Consider the following 19,793-nt stretch of genomic DNA (forward strand, 5'->3'; position numbering starts at 1 on the left):
GATGACGATGCTCCGCAAATTTTCCGATAGATTGCTACTGTTGCTGCTTTCGGCTCTCGCCGCGTTGATTGCGCTCATACCGCTCGAATGGCTGGGCGTGTTCGGCTCTTCCTTCGAAGGGCAAAGCGGTTACGCCGCGCTTTATTTCGGGTTTCCCGTTCTGACGGTCGTTTTCGCACTTCTCGCAGTGCGGTTCATGCCTCGTCCTCTGCCGGTCGCGATGCGTATCATCGGCTGGGTCGTGCTGGGAATCGTGATCTTGTCGATGTTCGCGTAAGGCACTACCCGCAGAAAAACGGCCGATTTTCAGTCGGCCATCGCTTCTTCATATTCACTAGAAAGCTCCAGCCACTTGTCTTCTGCATCCGCAAGAGTAGAGCGTGCATCGCTCATGTCCTTGTTGATCCGGATCGCCTTTTGGGGTTCCTTCTCGTACAGAGCCGGGTCTTCCAACTGCGATGCAAAGCCTTGAATCTGTTTCTGCAGTTTTTGAATCAAGGCTTCGGTTTCCTTGATCTTTTTCTGCAGCGGCGCCAGGGCTTCGCGTTTCTGGGCAGCAAGTTTCCGCTGTTCTGCCTTGTTGACCTTGGCGTTATCGTCGCGGTCGGCAGCCGGTTCTCCCTTGGCATCGGCAAGAACGATTTGCCGGTATTCATCGAGATCGCCTTCGAAGGACTTCACGCCACCTTCGCGGACCAGCCAGAGCCGTTCCATGGTGGCTTCGATCAGATGGCGGTCGTGGGCAATCAGGATAACGGCACCGTTGAAAGCATTGAGCGCATGCACAAGCTCTTCGCGGCTGTCGATGTCGAGATGGTTGGTCGGTTCATCGAGGATCAGCAGGTTCGGACCATGAAAGGTCGCAAGCCCCATAAGAAGGCGCGCTTTCTCGCCACCGGAAAGATCTCTGGCCGGTGTCAGCATTTTCTCGGTCGACAGACCCATCTGCGCAACGCGGGCGCGAACTTTTGCCTCCGATTCCATCGGCATCAGTTTGCGCACATGCTCGATGGCATTGTTTTCCGGTATCAGGTCATCCATCTGGTGCTGTGCGAAGAACGCAACTTTCAGGCTTGGAGAGAGAGTAAGATTACCTTTCTCCGGCTGGAGTCGCCCGGCGATCAGCTTTGCGAGCGTTGACTTTCCGTTACCGTTGGAACCAAGCAGAGCAATGCGGTCATCATTGTCGATCCGCAGCGTGACATTGCGCAGCACAGGCTTACCCGGCACATAGCCGACGTCAGCATTATCGAGTGCGATAACGGGCGATGCCGTCTTTTTGTCCGCATCTGGAAAACGAAACGGTTGCACGTTGCTTTCAACGTAAAGCTCGATGGGCTTGAGCTTTTCCAAAGCCTTCATGCGCGATTGCGCCTGGCGAGCCTTGGTGGCCTTGGCGCGGAATCGCTCAACGAAGGATTCCATGTGCTTGCGGTGGGCTTCCTGCTTGGCATGAGCCTTTTGTTGAAGCTCCAGCATTTCATGGCGCTGGCGCTCGAACTGATCGTAGTTGCCGCGCCAGAAACTGATCTTCTTCTGGTCGAGATGCATGATCGAGCTGGTCGCCGAATTCAGAAGATCGCGATCATGGCTGATGATGAGGACCGTGTGCGGATAGCGCTTCACATAGTCGACCAGCCACAGCACACCTTCAAGATCGAGATAGTTGGTCGGCTCGTCCAGCAGCAGCAGATCCGGTTCGGCAAAGAGCACAGCGGCAAGTGCCACACGCATGCGCCAGCCACCCGAAAAGGCGGAGGCCGGTCGGCGTTGTGCTTCGGCGTTGAAACCGAGACCCGACAGAATGGCGCCCGCGCGGGCTTCCGCCGAATGGGCGTCGATATCGGCAAGGCGTGTATGAATTTCCGCAATGCGGTGCGGGTCGGTTGCCGTGTCAGCCTCTTCAAGAAGTGCTGTGCGCTCCTTGTCTGCCTTCATGACGATTTCGATCAGCGCTTCTTCGGTGCCCGGCGCTTCCTGCGCCACCTGACCGATGCGAGTATTTTTCGGAAGCGAGATGCTGCCTGTTTCCGGCGCAAGATCGCCCGTAATCACACGAAACAGCGTGGATTTTCCGGTGCCGTTGCGGCCGACGAAACCCGTCTTCGATCCCGCTGGCAGCGTTACGCTGGCGTGGTCGATCAGGAGGCGTCCGGCAATTCGTACGGAGATGTCGTCAAGGATAAGCATGATGAATGCGCTTTTGCACGGCTTGAGGTGTTTCCGCAAGTATCAAGCGAAACGCCGTCCCTCTTCCGTCCGCAGGAAATGTGCAAGATCGAGTGATGGAGCTTCCGTACCCAGCCTTGTGAACGCGGCGTGAATCTGTCCGCGATGGTGTGTCTGGTGGTTGAACATATGCGCAAGCGAGGGCGCGAGCCGCTGGCTTATCGTGCGCATTTCACGAGTAGGCGTGTAAGTATAGCGTCCGGCAAGCTTCTGTGTGTCGAGGCTGTCGGCATAGCGGCAAATGCGCACGTCTTCCGCCTGCCGCAGGTCACGCAGCATGATGAAATTGTCTGAAATGATGGTGTCCAGCGTCTTCGGATGATCGCCTTCGGTGGTGAAGCGTTTCATCCAGATCCGGTCGGCAACCAGCAAATGATTGAAGGTGCGGTGAATGGAACCGAAGAACAGGCCCAAATCGAGCCGGTATTCCTCATCGCTCAGTTCGGCAGCGGCTGCATAGACCAGTTCATTTGCCCATCGGTTATAATAGGCGAACATTTGAAAATACTGTTCCATGAGAGCCCCCTGACTTACAAGTCCGCGCCGCTTCGCACGACGTTGAATCGGCGCGAGCGTATCTATGCAATCAATTTTCTGCCGTCTCAAGGTGCTAATCGGTTCGCCTCTTGGCAATTCGGCCTATCGACGGTATAGAGCCTCACTTTTCTCCATTTCCCATCAAACAAGGTGTCATAATGGCAATCGAACGTACTTTCTCCATGATCAAGCCCGATGCGACCCGCCGCAACCTGACCGGCGCCATCACCGCCAAGCTTGAAGAGGCTGGCCTTCGCGTCGTCGCTTCGAAGCGCGTCTGGATGAGCCTGCGTGAAGCTGAAGGCTTCTATGCTGTTCACAAGGATCGCCCGTTCTTCGGCGAACTGACCGAATTCATGTCTTCCGCCCCGACGATCGTTCAGGTTCTGGAAGGCGAAAACGCCATCGCCAAGAACCGCGAAATCATGGGTGCAACCAACCCGGCAAACGCTGATGAAGGCACCATCCGCAAGGAATTCGCCCTGTCGATCGGCGAAAACTCCGTGCACGGTTCAGACGCTCCGGAAACGGCTGCAGAAGAAATCGCATACTGGTTCTCGGGCACCGAAATCGTCGGCTAACCCTTTCGAGAATTCAAAGAAAAAGCCCGGTTTGACCGGGCTTTTTTGTTTCAGAGGTTTTGCGCGAGCGTCGCCATTTCTTTCCCTTCATCATCGAAGAGAACAAGCTTACCCATATCGATCTTGTAGGACTTCGTCCTGCCGAGTACGTCCATGAACTTGCGCTCCTGATTCATGAGGGCAGGCGGGCACTGGACATAGGTCGATCCGATATCGGCGAAGGAAATATTTTCTCCGGCGACAGTTGCCTTGCTGAAATAACGGTTGCAGCCGCCTGAACCGCTGACAGCCCCGTCGGTCGAAACCGTCAATGTCGTTTGCGCATTGTCGATCACGCCGCCGCCCTGAATGTCTTCGGCGAGCCAATCCTTGCCCTCGATACCGATGGCGACACCTTCATCGGCGCTCTTGCGCACCATCACAACCTTGATTTCTGCCGGTTCGCCGGGATTCTCCGGATCGATGGTGTAACGTTCGTCATTGACGAACCAGAGCGTGTCGCCTGCGGAAATGCGGGCCTGGAGGGCATAAGTATGGCCGGGCTGGATCTTGTCCGTATCAAAATTGATGGCGAACGGGATCGGCGAACCCTGAACGGATTCAATCCGCGTTTCTCCAATGATCTTCGAGGGGGCGTCAGCCAGAGAGACGTCGGAAAGCTGAACGGTCAGGTTGGCTTCAGGCGGCAGCGCGATACGCTCGCGATACATGACCTTGCCGCTGACCGTCTTTTCCGCCGCCAGGCTGCTGGTCGGCATGGATGTGGTCAGGAACAAGGCAGCGCCACCAAGCGCGCCAATGCCGACCACAAGTGCCGCTGCAATCGAGAGGGTTTTCGCCAGTCCATTTCGCATCGTTAAAGCCCGAAACTTCCGTTCCCGCACGCATTGTTTGTTGCAAGACAGATGGCGCTTATGCGGATTCCAATCTGTCTGTCATCATCGCTTGTCGGCGTCTGATTCATAATGCCGACATTAGCGAAATCTTCATGTGAAAATTGTGGCAGCGCAAGAACGTGCCGCCCAAATTAGCCATTATTCTAGGGGGTTAAATAGTTAATTCACGATTAAATTGAGAAATAGAGATCAATAGAATGACAAGTAATCGTGAGATTATGATTGTTGCCAGCGTTCGCGGAACTTTTCGTCTTCGTCTTTGGACGACACCCAGCCACCGACCGAACCGTCCGCGAGATGCTCCCGCTTCCAGAACGGGGCGTCGGTTTTCATGTAATCCATCAGGAATGAGGCGGCTTCGAAAGCTGCATGTCGATGCGACGATGCCGCTGCGACCAGAACGATGTTTTCACCCGGCTTGATAAGCCCGTAACGGTGAATGATCGTGAGCGCGGTTATCGGCCAGCGCTCGATGGCCTGCCGGGCAATGCGGCTGATTTCCGCTTTGGCCATCCCCGGATAATGTTCCAGTTCCAGTGCGGATAGTGTGCCGCTCTCATCGCGACAAAGGCCGGTGAAAGTGACGATAGCGCCGATATCCGTGCGCCCATGTTCAAGCTTGCGCAGTTCGGCTGCCGTGTCGAAATCTTCGCTTCTGATGCCGACGAAAAGTGGGCACGTGGTTTGCCCGCTCATTTCATCCCCCCGTCATTGGCGGAAAGAGTGCAACTTCGTCGCCGTCATTCACAAATTCACTATGTTCGGCATGTTCCTGATTGATCGCGGCGCGAATAACATGCTCGTGTTCGAAAGCCGCTTCATATTCATCGCCGCGCGATTTCAGGTGGCTGATCAGATCGCCCACGGTTATTTTGGGCGAGGGGAGTTGGATAACCTCTTCACCCTTGCCGATTTTCTCGCGTACCCATGCGAAATAGACGAGTTTTACCGTCACTGGATCAATCCATTACGTGTTTGAGGCCTGCCTTGAAATAATCCCAGCCCGTATAAAGCGTCAGAAGCGCCGATATCCAAAGCAGGACAATGCCAATTTCGGTTACATAAGGCATGACTTTGTCACCGGCGGGGCCAGCGAGCAGAAATCCGAGCGCAACCATTTGTGCTGTCGTCTTCCACTTGGCGAGACGGGAAACGGGAACGCTGACCTTCAGCTCCGCAAGATATTCGCGCAGACCCGAAACCAGGATTTCGCGGCAAAGGATGATGATTGCAGCCCACAGTGTCCAGCCGGCAATCGTGCCGTCAGCCGCGAGAAGCAGCAGAATGGCGGATACGAGAAGCTTGTCGGCAATCGGGTCAAGCATGCGACCGATCGTGGATGTCTGCTTCCAGATGCGGGCGAGGTAGCCGTCGAAAAAATCTGTGATGCTGGCGATGGCAAACAATCCAAGCGCAGTCCATCGGGCGAAATCGCTTGATTCCAGCCGTCCCTCGACAAAAAAGCACAATACCACAAGGGGAACGGCGATGATCCGGCCATAAGTGAGGATATTGGGCAAGGAGAGGGTATGTTTTTTCTGCATTGTTCCGCCGCGTCGCTGTTAGAGCGGTTACTGTCTTAACAGAATCGTTAGAACCGCTCTAACTATTTGTTTTTACGCATTTCCGAACGCAAACCATTTCATAGTTTTGGCATTGAAAATGCTCTAGGCCACATCAACAGGGATGAGAGGTAAAATCAACACCTGCGAATATATTCTACCGGGACCTAATGACGCTTGCGCTTCAATCCCGGACAAAATTACGTCATCTGTCACGAAAATGGTCGTGAATCGTCTTGGCCATGGCCTCCGAGATGCCCTCGATCTGCATCAGGTCTGCCACAGCGGCTCTGGAGACTGCTTTCGCTGTCCCGAAGTGGTGCAGAAGAGCACGCTTGCGCGATGGGCCGATTCCGGCAATTTCATCGAGCGGATTCTTGATCATTTCCTTCTTGCGTCGGGCGCGGTGCGTACCGATGGCAAACCGGTGTGCTTCGTCGCGCAGACGCTGAATGAAATAGAGTACGGGGTCGCGCGGCGGCAACGTGAAGGCCTGCTTGCCTTCCACAAAGAAGCGTTCGCGTCCCGCTTCACGGTCGACGCCCTTCGCAATGCCGATTGCATTAACCAGATGGCTGATCCCAAGTTCACCGAGAATTTGCCTGACCGCGCCGACCTGACCTTGCCCGCCATCGATCAGAATGACATCGGGCCATGCAGGGAACGTATCGGTTGCTTCTGCATCGGTTAGTTTTTCCGGCGTGCCATGCTCTTTGACCAACCGTGAAAACCGCCGCTCGATCACCTCGCGCATCATGCCAAAATCATCGCCCGGCGTAATGTCGGTCGAGCGGATGTTGAATTTGCGGTACTGATTTTTGACGAAACCTTCCGGTCCCGCGACGATCATGCCACCGACAGCATTCGTGCCCATAATATGCGAGTTATCGTAGACCTCGATCCGGCGCGGTGGCTGGGAAAGGCCGAAGGTCTCAACCATGCCCTGCAACAGGCGCGCTTGCGACGATGTTTCGGCAAGCCGCCGTCCAAGCGCTTCACGCGCATTGGTCAGCGCGTGATCAACAAGATCCTTCTTCTCGCCGCGCTGGGGAACGTTGACCTGTACCTTATGTCCCGCGCGCGTCGAAAGAGCTTCGGCGATAAGAGATTGTTCCTCAACTGTTTCGGACAATAAAACCAAACGCGGGCATGGCTTGTCGTCATAGAACTGGGACAGGAAAGCTCCAAGAACCTCGGCCGGGCCGAGCGAACTGTCTGCCTTGGGGAAATAGGCGCGATTGCCCCAGTTCTGGCCGGTTCGGAAGAAGAAGACCTGAATGCAGGTCATGCCGCCTTCCTGATGGATGGCGAAAACGTCGGCCTCTTCCACCGTCTGCGGATTGATGCCCTGATGGGATTGCACGTGAGAAAGCGCCGCCAGACGATCCCGGTAAACCGCTGCGTGTTCGAAATCGAGGTCAGCCGAAGCCGCCTGCATCGCTGTTGCAAGATGGTCTTTTACCGACTGGCTCTTTCCCGAAAGAAACGCCTTGGCCTCGCTGACGAGCTCAGCATAGTCCTCGTCGCTGATCTCGTGCGTGCAAGGGCCGGAACAACGCTTGATCTGAAAGAGAAGGCAGGGTCGGGTGCGCGTTTCAAAAACCGAATCTGTGCAGGTCCGCAGCAGGAAGGCGCGTTGAAGCGCGTTGATTGTGCGACCGACAGCGCCAGCGGAGGCGAAGGGGCCGAAATAGTCTCCCTTGCGGGACCGTGCGCCGCGGTGCTTGAAGATGCCTGGTGCCCGATGATCCCCGGTCAGAAGAATATAAGGAAACGACTTGTCGTCGCGCATCAGCACGTTGAAGCGCGGGCGCAGCCTCTTGATGAGATTGGCTTCCAGCAACAAGGCTTCGGTTTCCGTGCGGGTAACGACGAATTCCATCGTCACCGTCTCGCGGATCATTCGCGTTATGCGATTCGAATGACCGATCCCGCGTGCATAATTGGATACGCGTTTTTTGAGATTGCGCGCCTTGCCGACATAAAGCACATCGCCGTCACTGTTGAACATGCGATAGACGCCCGGATTGTTCGGCAGGCGCTTGACGAAAGCATTGATGATGTCCTGACCGCTCAGACCTTCAATATCCGGCAGGCCATCCGATGAATCCCATTGGATGGAATCGGCAGCCGAGGGCGATGCCGAAACTTCGACTATATCGTCGGTCTCGTCGTCATCTTCGGTTTCCGCGTCGCCAATGATAATACCGGCCACATCCTGCTCGTCATCAGACGGCAGGTTTGCAACGGTATCCTCATTGTTCTTGCGGTTTCCAGTCATTCGGTGATTCCTGCGATGTCCGGGGTTTCCCATGCCAGATGCTGTCCGCCATCCAGCGCGACCATCTGGCCGGTGACAGAGCGGCTTTCCCAGAAATAGCGAACGGTACGCCCAAATTCCGACAATTCCGGAGCACGCTGCAAAAGAAGTTTTTCCACCTGCTGTTCGAAATCGCCCGGCTTCTGTCGTTCGCTCGGCAATGTCGGACCAGGGGCAATTGCATTGACCCGGATTTGCGGAGCAAGCGCCTGCGCCATGGTTCGGGTGGCATTCCAGAGAGCAGTTTTCGAAAGTGTATAGGAAAAGAAGTTCGGGTTGAGCTTCCAGACGCGCTGGTCGATAACATTCACGACAAGCGCTTCTTCGCCGTCAGGCAAAGCTTTTGCCATTTCCTCGGCCAGCAGGACGGGCGCTTTCAGATGGATGGCGAAATGCTTGTCCCACAGTGCCATATCCAATTGACCGATGTGATCATCTTCGAAGAGCGACGCATTATTAACGAGAAGCCGGATCGGCCCGATCTGGCTCGATGCATCATTCACGAGATTTCGAACATCGGATTCGGATGAAAGGTCCGCGCGCACGACACAGGCTGTCCCGCCTTGGTCGGTTATGGCTGTTGCGAGAGCTGCGCCTTCAGCAACGGAATGATTGCAATGTATGGCGACCGGAAAGCCATGGGCGGCAAGGTCTTCGACAATTGCCTTTCCAATGCGCCGAGCGCCGCCGGTTACCAGGACCGGGCATTTAGCAAGCAGGCGAGGCTCGTGATCGTTCAACACGGTAAACACTTTCTTATCGAGATTCTTCAATCGATTTCATGCCACTTCGGTCGGAAAATTGCAGCTAAAAACAGCGCATGCGATATTCATAACTGACAAATCGGTAGGGATTTCAGCGACTTCGTTTCGCTCTTGCGGGTGTCGCCGCTGACACAATCAGCGCTCACCCACTATATAGGTGGCTGAATTCGCCGTTGCCATAATGCAACATCGCATTTTTGCCATGTTCTCGTCAGGTTCTCTCCACAGAAGCGGGCATTTCGTGCCGCAATTACCGCCGATATGTCGGTCCTGTCAGCGCGGCATGGACGATTTGCTCCCAACGTCGCCCACCCGATAAGGGACCGCGCCAAACGTAATTTGTGTAAGGAGAATGCTATGCGCACTCTTAAGTCTCTTGTAATCGCCTCGGCTGCGCTGCTGCCGTTCTCTGCGACTGCTTTCGCTGCTGATGCCATTCAGGAACAGCCTCCTGTTCCGGCTCCGGTTGAAATGGCTCCGCAGTACAGCTGGGCTGGTGGCTACACCGGTCTGTACCTCGGCTATGGCTGGAACAAGGCCAAGACCGACACCGTAGGCACCGTCAAGCCTAACGACATGAAGGCTGGCGCTTACGCTGGCTGGAACTTCCAGCAGGATCAGTTCGTATACGGTGTTGAAGGCGACGCTGGTTATTCCTGGGCCAAGAAGTCCAAGGACGGCCTGGAAGTTCAGCAGGGCTTCGAAGGCTCGCTGCGTGCACGTCTCGGCTACGACCTGAACCCTGTTATGCCGTACATCACCGCTGGTGTTGCCGGTTCGCAGGTTAAGCTCGACAACGGCTTTGACGACGAAAGCAAGTTCCGCGTTGGTTGGACTGCCGGTGCCGGTATTGAAGCCAAGCTCACGGACAACATCCTGGGCCGCGTTGAATACCGTTACACTCAGTTCGGTAACAAGACCTACGACCTCGGTAACGAATCGGTTCGTAACAAGCTCGACACCCACGACATCCGCGTCGGCGTTGGCTACAAGTTCTAATTATCTGATAATTGAACACGGAAAACCGGGCAGGCAACTGCCCGGTTTTTTGTTGCGTTTATTTCGATCAATTCTTCGCGGCCTCTACCAGCCAGTCACGAAATGCGGCCATAGCTTCGGTTTCTGTCCGCGACTGCAGCCTTGTCAGCCAATAGCTGCCCATGGTCACTGTTTTCTCGAATGGCTGGATTATGGTTTCTGACAGCAATTGCCGGGAGAACATCAGCGGCGGCGCAAGTGCGATGCCCGCTCCCTGCATGGCCGCTTCCATCATGGCAAGCGACGAATCGAACATGATGCTTCGGGGCAGGGGCATGTCACCTGTGACGCCTGCAGCCAAAAACCATCGTGTCCATTCATCGGCACGGTAGGACCGCAGCAATGTGTGCCGCGCGAGATCGGCCGGTGTCTGCAGTTCATGCGCAAGTTCCGGAATACAAAGCGGCGATAGAGGTGCTTCCAGCAGCTCGGTTGCGTCGATGCCGTGCCACGCGCCGCTGCCGAAACGGATGGCGTAATCCAGACCTTCTGCGGCTATATCCACCCGGTTGTTGTTGGTCGACAGCCGCAGGTCGATGAACGGGTAGCGATTTTGAAAATCGCGCAGGCGTGGCAGAAGCCAGCCGACGGCCAGTGTGCCGACAGCACCGACCCGCAATATTTCCCGATAATGTCCCGCCTCGAAACGCTCGAGCGTACCGGCAATCCTGTCAAATGCGTCCTTCAATGTGGGAAGCAGCGTTTCCCCCTCGCTTGTCAGCATGAGCCCACGGGGCAGACGCTCGAACAAGGTCACGTTCAGACGGGTCTCCAGGCTTTTGACCTGATGGCTGACAGCCGCTTGCGTGACGCAAAGTTCAATTGCCGCTTTCGTAAAACTCAAGTGACGCGCGGAGGCTTCAAAAGCACGCAGGGAATTGAGAGGGAGATGCGGACGAACCATGAATGCCCTAATTTTTCTAATGCCAAATGCTAGATAACGTCGTTTGTCGCCCTCACGCAAGCATCGTATATCAGCAATGCCTGAAAGGCTTATATCTCGTAGAAGCACTGGAAAATGCCGAAAACGGGCTTCACTATAATGGATCGCGCAATACCGGCTATGTCTTGAGAGAGACATAGCGGAACGCCTAATCATGAGGTTTATTTATCTGTCATGAGAAAATATACAACACTGTTGATCGGTTTCCTCTCGACTGCTGCTATTATCCCGAATAGCGGCGCGCTGGCTGCGAGCAAGGTAAACGATAGTGACTTGCGCCGCATCGTCGATGAAACCGTGCGCCCACTCATGGCTGAGCAGAACATCCCCGGCATGGCTGTTGCCATCACCATCGACGGCAAAAGCCATTTCTTCGGCTATGGCGTGGCATCGAAGGAAAGCGGGCAGAAAGTCACCGAAGACACGATTTTCGAGATCGGCTCAGTCAGCAAGACGTTCACCGCCATGCTTGGCGGTTACGGATTGGCTACGGGCTCTTTTTCCTTGTCTGACGTCGCGTCCAAATGGTCTACCGAGCTGGCGGGCAGCAGCTTCGACAAGATAACCATGCTCGATCTCGGGACCTACACGCCGGGAGGATTGCCCTTGCAATTTCCCGATGCTGTCACCGACCACACATCCATGCTGGCTTACTTCAAGAACTGGAAGCCGGACTACGCGGCGGGCACGCAGCGCCGTTATTCGAACCCCAGCATTGGCCTGTTCGGTTATCTGGCAGCGCGAAGCATGGACAAGCCATTCGATGTCCTGATGGAGCAAAAGCTTCTGCCCGCATTCGGCATGAAGCATACTTTCGTCAACGTGCCGGAAAACCAGATGGAAAACTACGCTTACGGCTACTCCAAAGCCGACAAGCCAATCCGGGTATCGGGCGGCACGCTGGATGCACAAGCCTACGGCATCAAGACCACTGCGCCTGATCTCATCCGCTTTGTCGAACTGAATATCGACAGCTCATCTTTGGAGCCTGCTTTTCAGAAAGCGGTCGCCGCAACGCACACGGGTTACTATCACGTCGGCGCAAACAATCAGGGACTCGGCTGGGAATTCTATACCTACCCGACCTCGCTCAAGACGCTTCTGGCGGGTAACTCGTCGGATATGGCGTTGAAATCACACAAGATCGAGAAATTCGATACGCCCCGGCAGCCGTCAGCGGATGTCTTGATCAACAAGACAGGTTCGACCAACGGTTTTGGCGCATATGCGGCCTTTATTCCGGCGAAGAAGACCGGAATTGTTCTGCTTGCCAACCGGAATTATCCGAACGATGAGCGTATAAAGGCCGCTTACCGGATATTGCAGGCGCTCGACAAGAACCAGTAGACCGCAAAAAGAAACCCCGGAAAATGAACTGACCCCCGAAAGTTGGACACCCAACTTCGGGGGTTTTGCATGTCGAAATACAGCAGCACGTTCAAGCAGGAGATCGTCGCGTACTACGGCGACGGCGGGCACAGCTACCGAGAGGTAGGTCTTCGTTTCGGGCTCGACTATTCCATGGTCCGCCGGTGGGTCGCCAGTCACGCGGCACATGGCGTGGCTGGCTTATCTCGCAAGCACAGCCATTATGATGCACAGTTCAGGCTGTCGGTCCTTGAGCGGATGTGGAAGGATGGATTGTCCCGTCGGCAGGTGGCTGCGCTTTTTAATATTCGCAGCGCAGCTTGCGTGTCAGTCTGGGAGGATCGATATGAGCGCGGCGGCCTTGAGGCCTTGGCTCCGCGCCGAAAAGGGAGGCCGCGATCTATGCCGAAGCCACCTGTCGCCGCACCGCCGAGCCTGGTTGCCGACGGGGATGGATTGCCAAGTGATGAAGCCAGGACCCGCGAGGAATTGCTGGCAGAACTGGCCTATCTGCGCATGGAGAACGACTATCTAAAAAAACTGGAGGCCTTAACGCAGGCGCGTCAAACGCCGAACGGGCGCAAGCCGTCCAGGCGTTAAGGCCGCTCCATCCGCTTGAAGGGCTGCTTGCGCTTTCGGGTCTGGCGCGCAGCACGTTCTATTATCAGCTCAAGGTGCTGTCGTCAGGCGACCGGCATGAGGCCTTGAAATCGACGATCCGCTCCATCTTCGATGAGCACAAGGGCCGCTACGGCTATCGCCGGGTGACGGCGGCGATCCGTGGGCGTGGGGACGCAGTCAATCACAAGACCGTCCAGCGGCTGATGGTCGAGATGGGGCTGAAGTCTCTGGTTCGACCCAAGAAGTACCGTTCCTACAAGGGTGGGGCTGGCCGTGTGGCACCCGATCTACTGCAACGTCAGTTCTCGGCCAGACGGATGCATCAGAAGTGGGTCACAGATGTCACCGAGTTCAATGTCGCCGGGGAGAAGCTGTTCCTGTCACCCATCATGGACCTTCACAACGGCGAGATCATCGCCTTCGAGACAGCCAGACGACCCGTCTTCAAGCTGGTCAAGGACATGCTCGGCAGGGCATTGAGCCTGCTCGATGACGAGAACAGGCCAATCCTGCATTCCGATCAGGGTTGGCAGTATCAGACGCCAGAATGGCGCCGGATGCTCGAAAGCAGCAATATCGCAGCAAGCATGTCACGCAAGGGAAACTGCCTCGACAATGCCGCCATGGAAAGCTTCTTCGCGACGCTCAAGTCCGAGTTCTTCTATCCCAACCGCTTCGACAGCATTGACAGTCTGCGCGATGGCGTTGAGGACTACATTCACTACTACAACAACGATCGCATTCGCATGAAACTAAAAGGGCTGAGCCCTGTGCAATACAGGACCCAGCCCTTAAATAATCCCAGCCTATGAACCGTCCAACTTTATGGGGTCAGTCCAAAAACCCGGGGTTTCTTCTTCATTTGCAGAGAACTCAACCGCGCGGCAGCAGTTCCGTCAGTTCCGGATGCAGTTCCTGAAAACGCTTCATCCAGCGCTTGAGCTTGGGACGGTTGCGTTCCCACTTGCCTTCAAAACGCAGAGCCAAATAACCGAGCGTAGCGGCGACAGCGATATGGCCGCCATGCAGCTTGCCGGCCAGCCGCGGCGGTGCCTCGTTCAGAAGGTCGAGCGCCCGTTCGGCCTTGCGCCATTGCAGGTCGAGCCAGGGCTGATGAATTTTCTCCTCGGGGCGAAGGCGCCGCTCATAGACATGCGCCAGAAGCACGTCGCAGAGACCATCGGCGATGGCTTCATAGCGCTCGGCATCGGTGCGCTTTTCCGCATTGCGCGGGAAGAGCTTGTTGCCCGAAACCCGGTTCAGATACTGGATGATTGCACGGCTGTCGAAAACAGATTTGCCGTCATCCGTCACCAGCGTCGGGATTTTTCCAAGCGGGTTGGCATGGATAAGGTTCTCCGGTTCCGCCGATGTATTGACGACAATGCTTTCAAACGGAATGCCGGCATAGTGAGCGGCCATACGGACCTTCGCACTATAGGGCGAAGCGGGCGAATAGAGAATCTGTGTCATCGTTTATTCCTGATGGATCATTGTGTTGCGGGCATCATGACCGAGCGGCTTCGGCAGGCATTGGCATCAACCTGACCGCAGGCGCGGTATTGCAGGTCTTTTGTCATGCAGATGCGGACTTCCTGAAGATAGTTCCGCTTGCAGCTCACCGAAATTCCGTCCGGCTTCATGCCGGGATTGGCTGCGATAAAGGCTTTTTCGACGAGCAGTGGATCCACACGCCGCCCGCTGGCCAGATTGCGCAGGCTGGGCGGAATGTTGACCTGATCGAAGGCATTGCGCAGCGTGGAAAAGTATTTGTCCTGCGACAGGCCGGAGCAACTGCCATGCTTGCGCCATTGATAAGCGACGAGACCGGCAGAAGGCATGATGTCGGACAGGCTGGAGATAATCTGGCGAGGCACATAGCCGCCCCGACTGCGGATGTTATCAAGCTGGCAGTTCGCCGGGTAACCCCATTCGTTCTGCGGCCAGAGACCATGCACCACAAAACCGAAGGGACGGCTGGTACCACATTGCTGTTTGTTGGCGCGCGGGCCTTCCGAAACGCAATAGCTGGGCGACCAAGAGAGGGCGAGGACATAGAAGTCGAACTCGCCCGGAATGTCATCAGCCCGGCTTGGCGCAACGGCTAAAACGCTCGCAATTGTCGCTGCGAGCAACATAAACGCAGCCGCGCCAAATTTCCGCAGCATATGCCCTCCATTCACTCAACGGCTGGCTGTATCAAGCCGCTTAATTTTAGCGAAGAACGCGGCAGCTTGCGTCGTACACATACCAACGGTCGAAACCGTCGACGCAGAACTCGACATTGCGGCCCATCGAGGCAAAGCCCTGACCTTCCTCGATCATGTACCAGACCGAACGATACTGACCGTCGGTCAGAACGGCGGTTGCCTTGCAATAGGTGCGCTCGATCTGGGCCGGATTGGTCTTCGGTTCAAACCGCGTCAGCTGAACATCGCTCATGGCCGAAATGCCGACCTGGGGCAGGTTCGGAACATGCCGAACCTGATAGCCGAAATCTGAAACCACCGACCGCAAAACACCTTGCTGGCTGCATGCGCCGGCATCGGCAACACCCGCAGGCGCCGAAGCAAGATAATCTGCGGCACTGGCCGGTAGAGACGCAAGCGTCAGGGGAAGGACAGACGCTGCAAACAGGGCTGCGCGTGAATACTGTCCGATGCGTTCCAGGGTTCGTTGCATATCTCTGTCCTGTCCCAAATTGCGGGCTCGCACCCGCTCTCATCTGCGATAACCGAAGCGTTGAGGCGCAGTTTCTGTCAGCAATTCACGCGGGTCAAGTGCGATCAGCCTCGCTGCGCACCCACTTGATGCTGAAATTACTCCCTTTTTCCTCGGCCAGAAGCTTGGTAAGGCAGGGAAGCAGGGTTTGCATCTCACTTTCAAGTGTAAAGGGCGGGTTGACGACAATCATGCCGGTGCCATCGAGGCGCGGTTCGGCGGACGGCGCACGAATCGCCAGCTCGATCTGCATGATCTTCGGGATGCCGGTTTCACGGAGCTGTCTGGTGAACCGCTCCGTTTCCTTGCGGTCCTTCACCGGATACCAGAGCGCATAGATGCCGCCACCGAAACGCTTGTGCGCCTTGACGAGACCATCCACCAGACGATCGAATTCGCCTTCCTTTTCAAACGGTGGATCGACCAGCACCATCCCGCGCTTTTCCTTCGGCGGAAGGTGAGCGCCAAGCGCAAGCCAGCCGTCAAGCTCGGTTACGCGAACCTGATAATCACCGTCGAAGAGTTTCGCGAGCTTGGTGGAATCCTGCGGATGCAGTTCCAGTGCGGACAGGCGGTCCTGTTTACGCAACAAATGCCGGACGACAAGCGGTGAGCCCGGATAATGGCGAAGCTTTTCACCTCCATTGACCGCACGAACGGCAGCGAGATAGGGTTCCAGCAACTCCAGCGCAGGCTGTTCGATCTGCCCCTTTTTCACCGCGTCCATGATGCGGTCGATGCCGCCCGTCCATTCGCCGGTCTTGCCGGCTTCGATACCTTTCAGATCGTAGCGACCGATGCCTGCATGCGTGTCGATGACACGAAAGGCCTGATCCTTGCGCTTCAGATATTCGACAAGGCGGGTCAGGATGACGTGCTTGACGACATCCGCAAAATTTCCGGCGTGATAGGCGTGACGATAATTCATGGTTGCGCTTGTTTCATGTCGGCCTGTTTTCGGCAAGAGGCGGAGATACTCAAAAAGACCCCGCTCTGCGTCGTTCCTGCAATATCTCTGCTGTCACAAATATGACATACAACCTTTAACATCCGCTCCTTATTCCTTGAGTCGAGTCCCGAAATGTCTGGTGGCGTCCTTCTGATCGTCCTCTTTGGCGCGTTCCTTCACGCAAGCTGGAACGCTATCGTAAAGGGGAGCGGAGACAAGTTCTTCGGTGCCGCGAGTGTGACCAGCGCTGCCGGTCTGATTGCGCTTTTTATCCTGCCTTTTCTGCCGCTGCCGAACCCGGCAAGCTGGGGCTACATAATGGCCTCGACCGTTACGCAGGTATTCTACATGTCGCTCGTGGCCGCAGCCTATAAATCTGGCGACATGAGCGAAGCCTATCCGATCATGCGCGGCACACCGCCTTTGATTGTGGCATTGGTGAGCGGTCCGCTCGTCGGTGAAGTTATGGGGTGGCAAAGCTGGCTCGGCATAGCGCTGATCTGTTCCGGTGTTCTTGCAATGGCTCTTGACGCCCGCCGCAGAAATCGCGGCACATCAAGCCGTACGGCTTTGCTTGCTCTGGCAAACGCAGGTTTCATCGCCAGTTATACAATTATTGACGGTCTGGGCGTGCGCGTTTCCGGCGCGCCATTGTCCTATACGCTGTGGCTATTCATTATGAACGCCATACCGCTCGCGGGTTGGGCATTCTATCGTGAACCAGACCGGTTCACCCGTTATCTGCGCAATCATTGGCGACCAGCCATGATAGGCGGCGTTGGAACCCTTGGTTCATACGGTCTGGCGCTGTGGGCGATGACCATGGCCCCTATTGCCGTCGTGGCGGCGCTCCGCGAAACAGCCATCCTCTTCGGCGTGCTCATCTCGGTGTTGGTGTTGAAGGAAAAAGTCGGGCTGCCGCGCTTCATGGCTGCAGGACTGATTGTCCTTGGCGCGATTTCATTGCGCCTGTCGTGAAAAATTATTTCGTCACAGTGACGATCTTCCGGCAGAATTTCGTTTCTGCGAGAAGTGGCTTGGGATAAAAAGGCGACATGAACCAGCACGCTCCCATCTCGAACATCAAAACAGGTCATTCGGCTTGTCCGCATGACTGTCCGTCAACTTGCGCACTCGATGTCGAAATTCTCGATGAGCGCACCATCGGGCGGGTGCGCGGCGCGAAGGACAACAGCTACACGGCTGGCGTCATCTGCGCCAAGGTGGCGCGCTATGCCGAGCGTGTCCATCATCCCGATCGCCTCAAGCATCCGCTGGTTCGCGCTGGTGCGAAAGGCGAGGGGCAGTGGAAGGAAGCGTCATGGGACGCGGCACTTGATCTCATCGCCGAGCGCTTCCTGAAAGCCGAGCAGCAATATGGCAGCGAAAGCGTCTGGCCATACTACTATGCGGGCACGATGGGGCTCGTGCAGCGCGACTCGATCAATCGTCTGCGCTTTGCCAAACGCTATTCCAACCAGTTCGACAGTTTTTGCACCAATATGGCCTGGACCGGATATTTTGCAGGAACAGGAAGCCTGACTGGCCCGGATCCTCGCGAAATGGCAAAGGCCGATGTCGTGGTAATCTGGGGCACCAATGCCGCTGCCACGCAGGTCAATGTCATGACCCACGCTGTGCGGGCGCGAAAGGAACGCGGCGCCAAGATTGTCGTTATCGACGTTTACGCCAATACCACCGTCCGGCAGGCGGATATGGGCATTGTGTTGAAACCGGGAACCGATGGCGCGTTTGCCTGTGCCGTCATGCATGTGCTGTTCCGTGACGGCCTTGCCGACTGGGACTATCTGGAGCGCTACACCGATGATCCGAAAGGGCTGGAGGCGCATCTTCAGACCCGGACACCGGAATGGGCAGCCGCAATTACCGGCTTGACCGTCGAAGAGATCGAGGCCTTTGCCCATCTCGTCGGCAAGACCAAGCGCACCTATTTCCGCCTCGGCTATGGTTTTACCCGCCAGCGCAACGGTGCGGTGAATATGCATGCTGCCGCCTCGATTGCCTGCGTGACTGGCGCTTTCCTCCATGAAGGCGGCGGCGCATTCCATTCGAACTCCGGCATCTTCAAGATGGACAAGCGCGAGATCGAAGGTCGCGCCATGCAGGATGTCGGTCTTCGGTTTCTCGATCAGTCGAAGATCGGGCGCATTCTCACCGGCGACAGTGACGCGCTGTATGGCGGTCCGCCCGTCATGGCGATGCTGATCCAGAACACGAACCCGATGAATGTGACGCCGGAACAGCGGCTGGTTCGCAAGGGGTTTGCGCGTGAGGACCTTTTCGTTGCGGTACACGAACAGTTCATGACCGATACGGCGAAGATGGCCGATGTCGTCCTGCCTGCCACGACTTTCCTGGAGCACGACGATATCTATCGCGGCGGCGGACAGCAGCATGTGGTTCTGGGGCCGAAACTGATCGAGCCTCTCGCCGATGCACGTCCGAACATCTTCGTTATCAACGAACTGGCAAAGCGTCTTGGCGTTGCGCATCTGCCGGGCTTCGATCTGGACGAGCGCACGCTGATCGACAACATGAATGCCAATAGCGACCTTCCGCAATTCGACGAGTTGAAGGAAAAGCGGTTTGTCGATCTCCAGCCGCCGTTTGAGGAAGCGCACTATATCAATGGCTTCAAATGGCCGGACGGCAAATTCCGCTTTCGCCCGGACTGGACCGGAAGCCCTTCGCCGAACAAGCCACCGGAAGTCATGGGTCTGCAGGGAGCGTTCGAATCTATTCCCGAATTTCCTGACTATTGGGAAGTGATCGAAACGGCGGATGCCGATCATCCATTCCGCATGACGACCTCACCGGCGCATAATTTCCTGAATTCGACCTTTGCCGAAACGCCGACATCGCTCGCCAAGGAAATCCGGCCTGAGTTGCTTATTCATCCTGATGATGCGGCAGAGCTTGGCATCGAGAATGGTGAACGGATCGAGATTGGCAATCATCGCGGCGAGCTGGTGCTGCATGCCGTGCTGCGTGCCGGGCAAAAGCGCGGCGTCGTCGTGTCGGAGGGTATTTTCCCGAACTCGACATTCGAGCGCGGGGAAGGGATCAATATATTGATCGGCGCTGAACCTGCCGCACCCTATGGCGGGCTGGCAGTGCATGACACCAAGATCTGGATTCGCAAATTAACTGCATCCCGAAAAGTGTGAAACGTTTTTCGGATCAGATGCGCGTCAAAAATACCGCTCTAAACGCATAAATATTTATCAAACAACGCCGGGGTGG

Annotated in this window: 20 protein-coding genes; 7 read left to right on the top strand and 13 right to left on the bottom strand. The window is 56.1% G+C overall.

All coding sequences use genetic code 11. The annotated features are described in order from the left end of the window. The first annotated feature begins 1 nt into the window (after position 1). On the top strand, positions 2–277 hold the full coding sequence (locus CQZ93_RS03840; RefSeq protein WP_105541417.1) for a hypothetical protein: 276 nt from the start codon (positions 2–4) through the stop codon (positions 275–277). 29 nt (positions 278–306) lie between these two features. On the opposite strand, the gene CQZ93_RS03845 is transcribed toward CQZ93_RS03840, so the two are convergent. Both CQZ93_RS03845 and CQZ93_RS03850 read right to left on the bottom strand, forming a co-directional pair. After that, positions 307–2,190, bottom strand: a complete 1,884-nt coding sequence (locus CQZ93_RS03845; RefSeq protein WP_105541418.1) for an ABC-F family ATP-binding cassette domain-containing protein — start codon at positions 2,188–2,190, stop codon at positions 307–309. A 42-nt stretch (positions 2,191–2,232) separates the two neighbouring features. Further along, the gene (locus tag CQZ93_RS03850) at positions 2,233–2,745 is read right to left on the bottom strand and encodes a DinB family protein (RefSeq protein ID WP_105541419.1); all 513 of its coding nucleotides are present in this window, start codon (positions 2,743–2,745) and stop codon (positions 2,233–2,235) included. 179 nt (positions 2,746–2,924) lie between these two features. Here CQZ93_RS03850 and ndk point away from each other — a divergent pair, with 179 nt between their 5' ends. After that, positions 2,925–3,347 carry a nucleoside-diphosphate kinase gene (gene ndk, locus CQZ93_RS03855; protein WP_105541420.1) on the top strand — a complete coding sequence of 141 codons (423 nt, stop codon included), beginning with the start codon at positions 2,925–2,927 and terminating at the stop codon, positions 3,345–3,347. Between the two features lie 50 nt (positions 3,348–3,397). On the opposite strand, the gene CQZ93_RS03860 is transcribed toward ndk, so the two are convergent. The 6 genes from CQZ93_RS03860 to CQZ93_RS03885 form a co-directional block, all read right to left on the bottom strand. Beyond that, a complete protein-coding gene (locus CQZ93_RS03860) occupies positions 3,398–4,201 on the bottom strand; it encodes a YbaY family lipoprotein (protein ID WP_105541421.1) in 804 nt (267 codons plus the stop codon). Between the two features lie 258 nt (positions 4,202–4,459). Further along, positions 4,460–4,939: a molybdenum cofactor biosynthesis protein MoaE gene (locus tag CQZ93_RS03865; protein ID WP_105541422.1), complete on the bottom strand. Its 480-nt coding sequence runs from the start codon at positions 4,937–4,939 to the stop codon at positions 4,460–4,462. Position 4,940: 1 nt separating this feature from the next. After that, positions 4,941–5,198, bottom strand: coding sequence for a molybdopterin converting factor subunit 1 (gene moaD / locus CQZ93_RS03870; protein WP_105541423.1), 258 nt, complete (start codon positions 5,196–5,198; stop codon positions 4,941–4,943). A gap of 4 nt (positions 5,199–5,202) precedes the next feature. Next, complete coding sequence (pgsA, locus tag CQZ93_RS03875) at positions 5,203–5,787, bottom strand: CDP-diacylglycerol--glycerol-3-phosphate 3-phosphatidyltransferase (protein ID WP_105541424.1); 585 nt, start codon at positions 5,785–5,787, stop codon at positions 5,203–5,205. A gap of 223 nt (positions 5,788–6,010) precedes the next feature. Then, the gene (uvrC, locus tag CQZ93_RS03880) at positions 6,011–8,086 is read right to left on the bottom strand and encodes an excinuclease ABC subunit UvrC (protein ID WP_181153304.1); all 2,076 of its coding nucleotides are present in this window, start codon (positions 8,084–8,086) and stop codon (positions 6,011–6,013) included. Further along, positions 8,083–8,898 carry an SDR family oxidoreductase gene (locus CQZ93_RS03885; protein ID WP_105541425.1) on the bottom strand — a complete coding sequence of 272 codons (816 nt, stop codon included), beginning with the start codon at positions 8,896–8,898 and terminating at the stop codon, positions 8,083–8,085. The genes uvrC and CQZ93_RS03885 overlap by 4 nt, the downstream gene beginning before the upstream one ends. Before the next feature lie 348 nt (positions 8,899–9,246). Here CQZ93_RS03885 and omp25 point away from each other — a divergent pair, with 348 nt between their 5' ends. Next, on the top strand, positions 9,247–9,888 hold the full coding sequence (gene omp25 / locus CQZ93_RS03890) for an outer membrane protein Omp25 (RefSeq protein ID WP_105541426.1): 642 nt from the start codon (positions 9,247–9,249) through the stop codon (positions 9,886–9,888). A 67-nt stretch (positions 9,889–9,955) separates the two neighbouring features. On the opposite strand, the gene CQZ93_RS03895 is transcribed toward omp25, so the two are convergent. Then, positions 9,956–10,831, bottom strand: a complete 876-nt coding sequence (locus tag CQZ93_RS03895) for a LysR family transcriptional regulator (RefSeq protein ID WP_105541427.1) — start codon at positions 10,829–10,831, stop codon at positions 9,956–9,958. A 213-nt stretch (positions 10,832–11,044) separates the two neighbouring features. Here CQZ93_RS03895 and blaOCH point away from each other — a divergent pair, with 213 nt between their 5' ends. Further along, positions 11,045–12,217: an OCH family extended-spectrum class C beta-lactamase gene (gene blaOCH, locus CQZ93_RS03900; protein ID WP_105541428.1), complete on the top strand. Its 1,173-nt coding sequence runs from the start codon at positions 11,045–11,047 to the stop codon at positions 12,215–12,217. 69 nt (positions 12,218–12,286) lie between these two features. Then, a protein-coding gene (locus CQZ93_RS03910) for an IS3 family transposase (protein WP_422616076.1) occupies positions 12,287–13,671 on the top strand; the annotation gives its coding sequence in 2 pieces (ribosomal slippage) (positions 12,287–12,779 and positions 12,779–13,671; 1,386 coding nt in all). 61 nt (positions 13,672–13,732) lie between these two features. On the opposite strand, the gene CQZ93_RS03915 is transcribed toward CQZ93_RS03910, so the two are convergent. The 4 genes from CQZ93_RS03915 to CQZ93_RS03930 all read right to left on the bottom strand — a co-directional run bounded on the left by CQZ93_RS03915 (position 13,733) and on the right by CQZ93_RS03930 (position 16,508). After that, the gene (locus CQZ93_RS03915) at positions 13,733–14,332 is read right to left on the bottom strand and encodes a glutathione S-transferase (RefSeq protein ID WP_105541429.1); all 600 of its coding nucleotides are present in this window, start codon (positions 14,330–14,332) and stop codon (positions 13,733–13,735) included. Positions 14,333–14,349: 17 nt separating this feature from the next. Further along, complete coding sequence (locus CQZ93_RS03920) at positions 14,350–15,027, bottom strand: ribonuclease T2 family protein (protein WP_105541430.1); 678 nt, start codon at positions 15,025–15,027, stop codon at positions 14,350–14,352. Positions 15,028–15,073: 46 nt separating this feature from the next. After that, a complete protein-coding gene (locus CQZ93_RS03925) occupies positions 15,074–15,541 on the bottom strand; it encodes a hypothetical protein (RefSeq protein ID WP_105541431.1) in 468 nt (155 codons plus the stop codon). Positions 15,542–15,635: 94 nt separating this feature from the next. Further along, positions 15,636–16,508 (bottom strand): 23S rRNA (adenine(2030)-N(6))-methyltransferase RlmJ, encoded by an 873-nt coding sequence (locus CQZ93_RS03930; protein WP_105541432.1) that lies wholly within the window; start codon positions 16,506–16,508, stop codon positions 15,636–15,638. Between the two features lie 153 nt (positions 16,509–16,661). On the opposite strand from CQZ93_RS03930, the gene CQZ93_RS03935 reads away from it, so the two are divergent. Beyond that, on the top strand, positions 16,662–17,507 hold the full coding sequence (locus CQZ93_RS03935) for a DMT family transporter (RefSeq protein WP_105541433.1): 846 nt from the start codon (positions 16,662–16,664) through the stop codon (positions 17,505–17,507). Between the two features lie 77 nt (positions 17,508–17,584). After that, positions 17,585–19,717 carry a molybdopterin oxidoreductase family protein gene (locus CQZ93_RS03940; protein ID WP_105541434.1) on the top strand — a complete coding sequence of 711 codons (2,133 nt, stop codon included), beginning with the start codon at positions 17,585–17,587 and terminating at the stop codon, positions 19,715–19,717. The last annotated feature ends 76 nt before the right edge of the window (positions 19,718–19,793 follow it).

The sequence above is a fragment of the Ochrobactrum vermis genome (genome assembly GCF_002975205.1).
In the GTDB taxonomy this organism is placed as follows: Bacteria; Pseudomonadota; Alphaproteobacteria; order Rhizobiales; family Rhizobiaceae; genus Brucella; species Brucella vermis.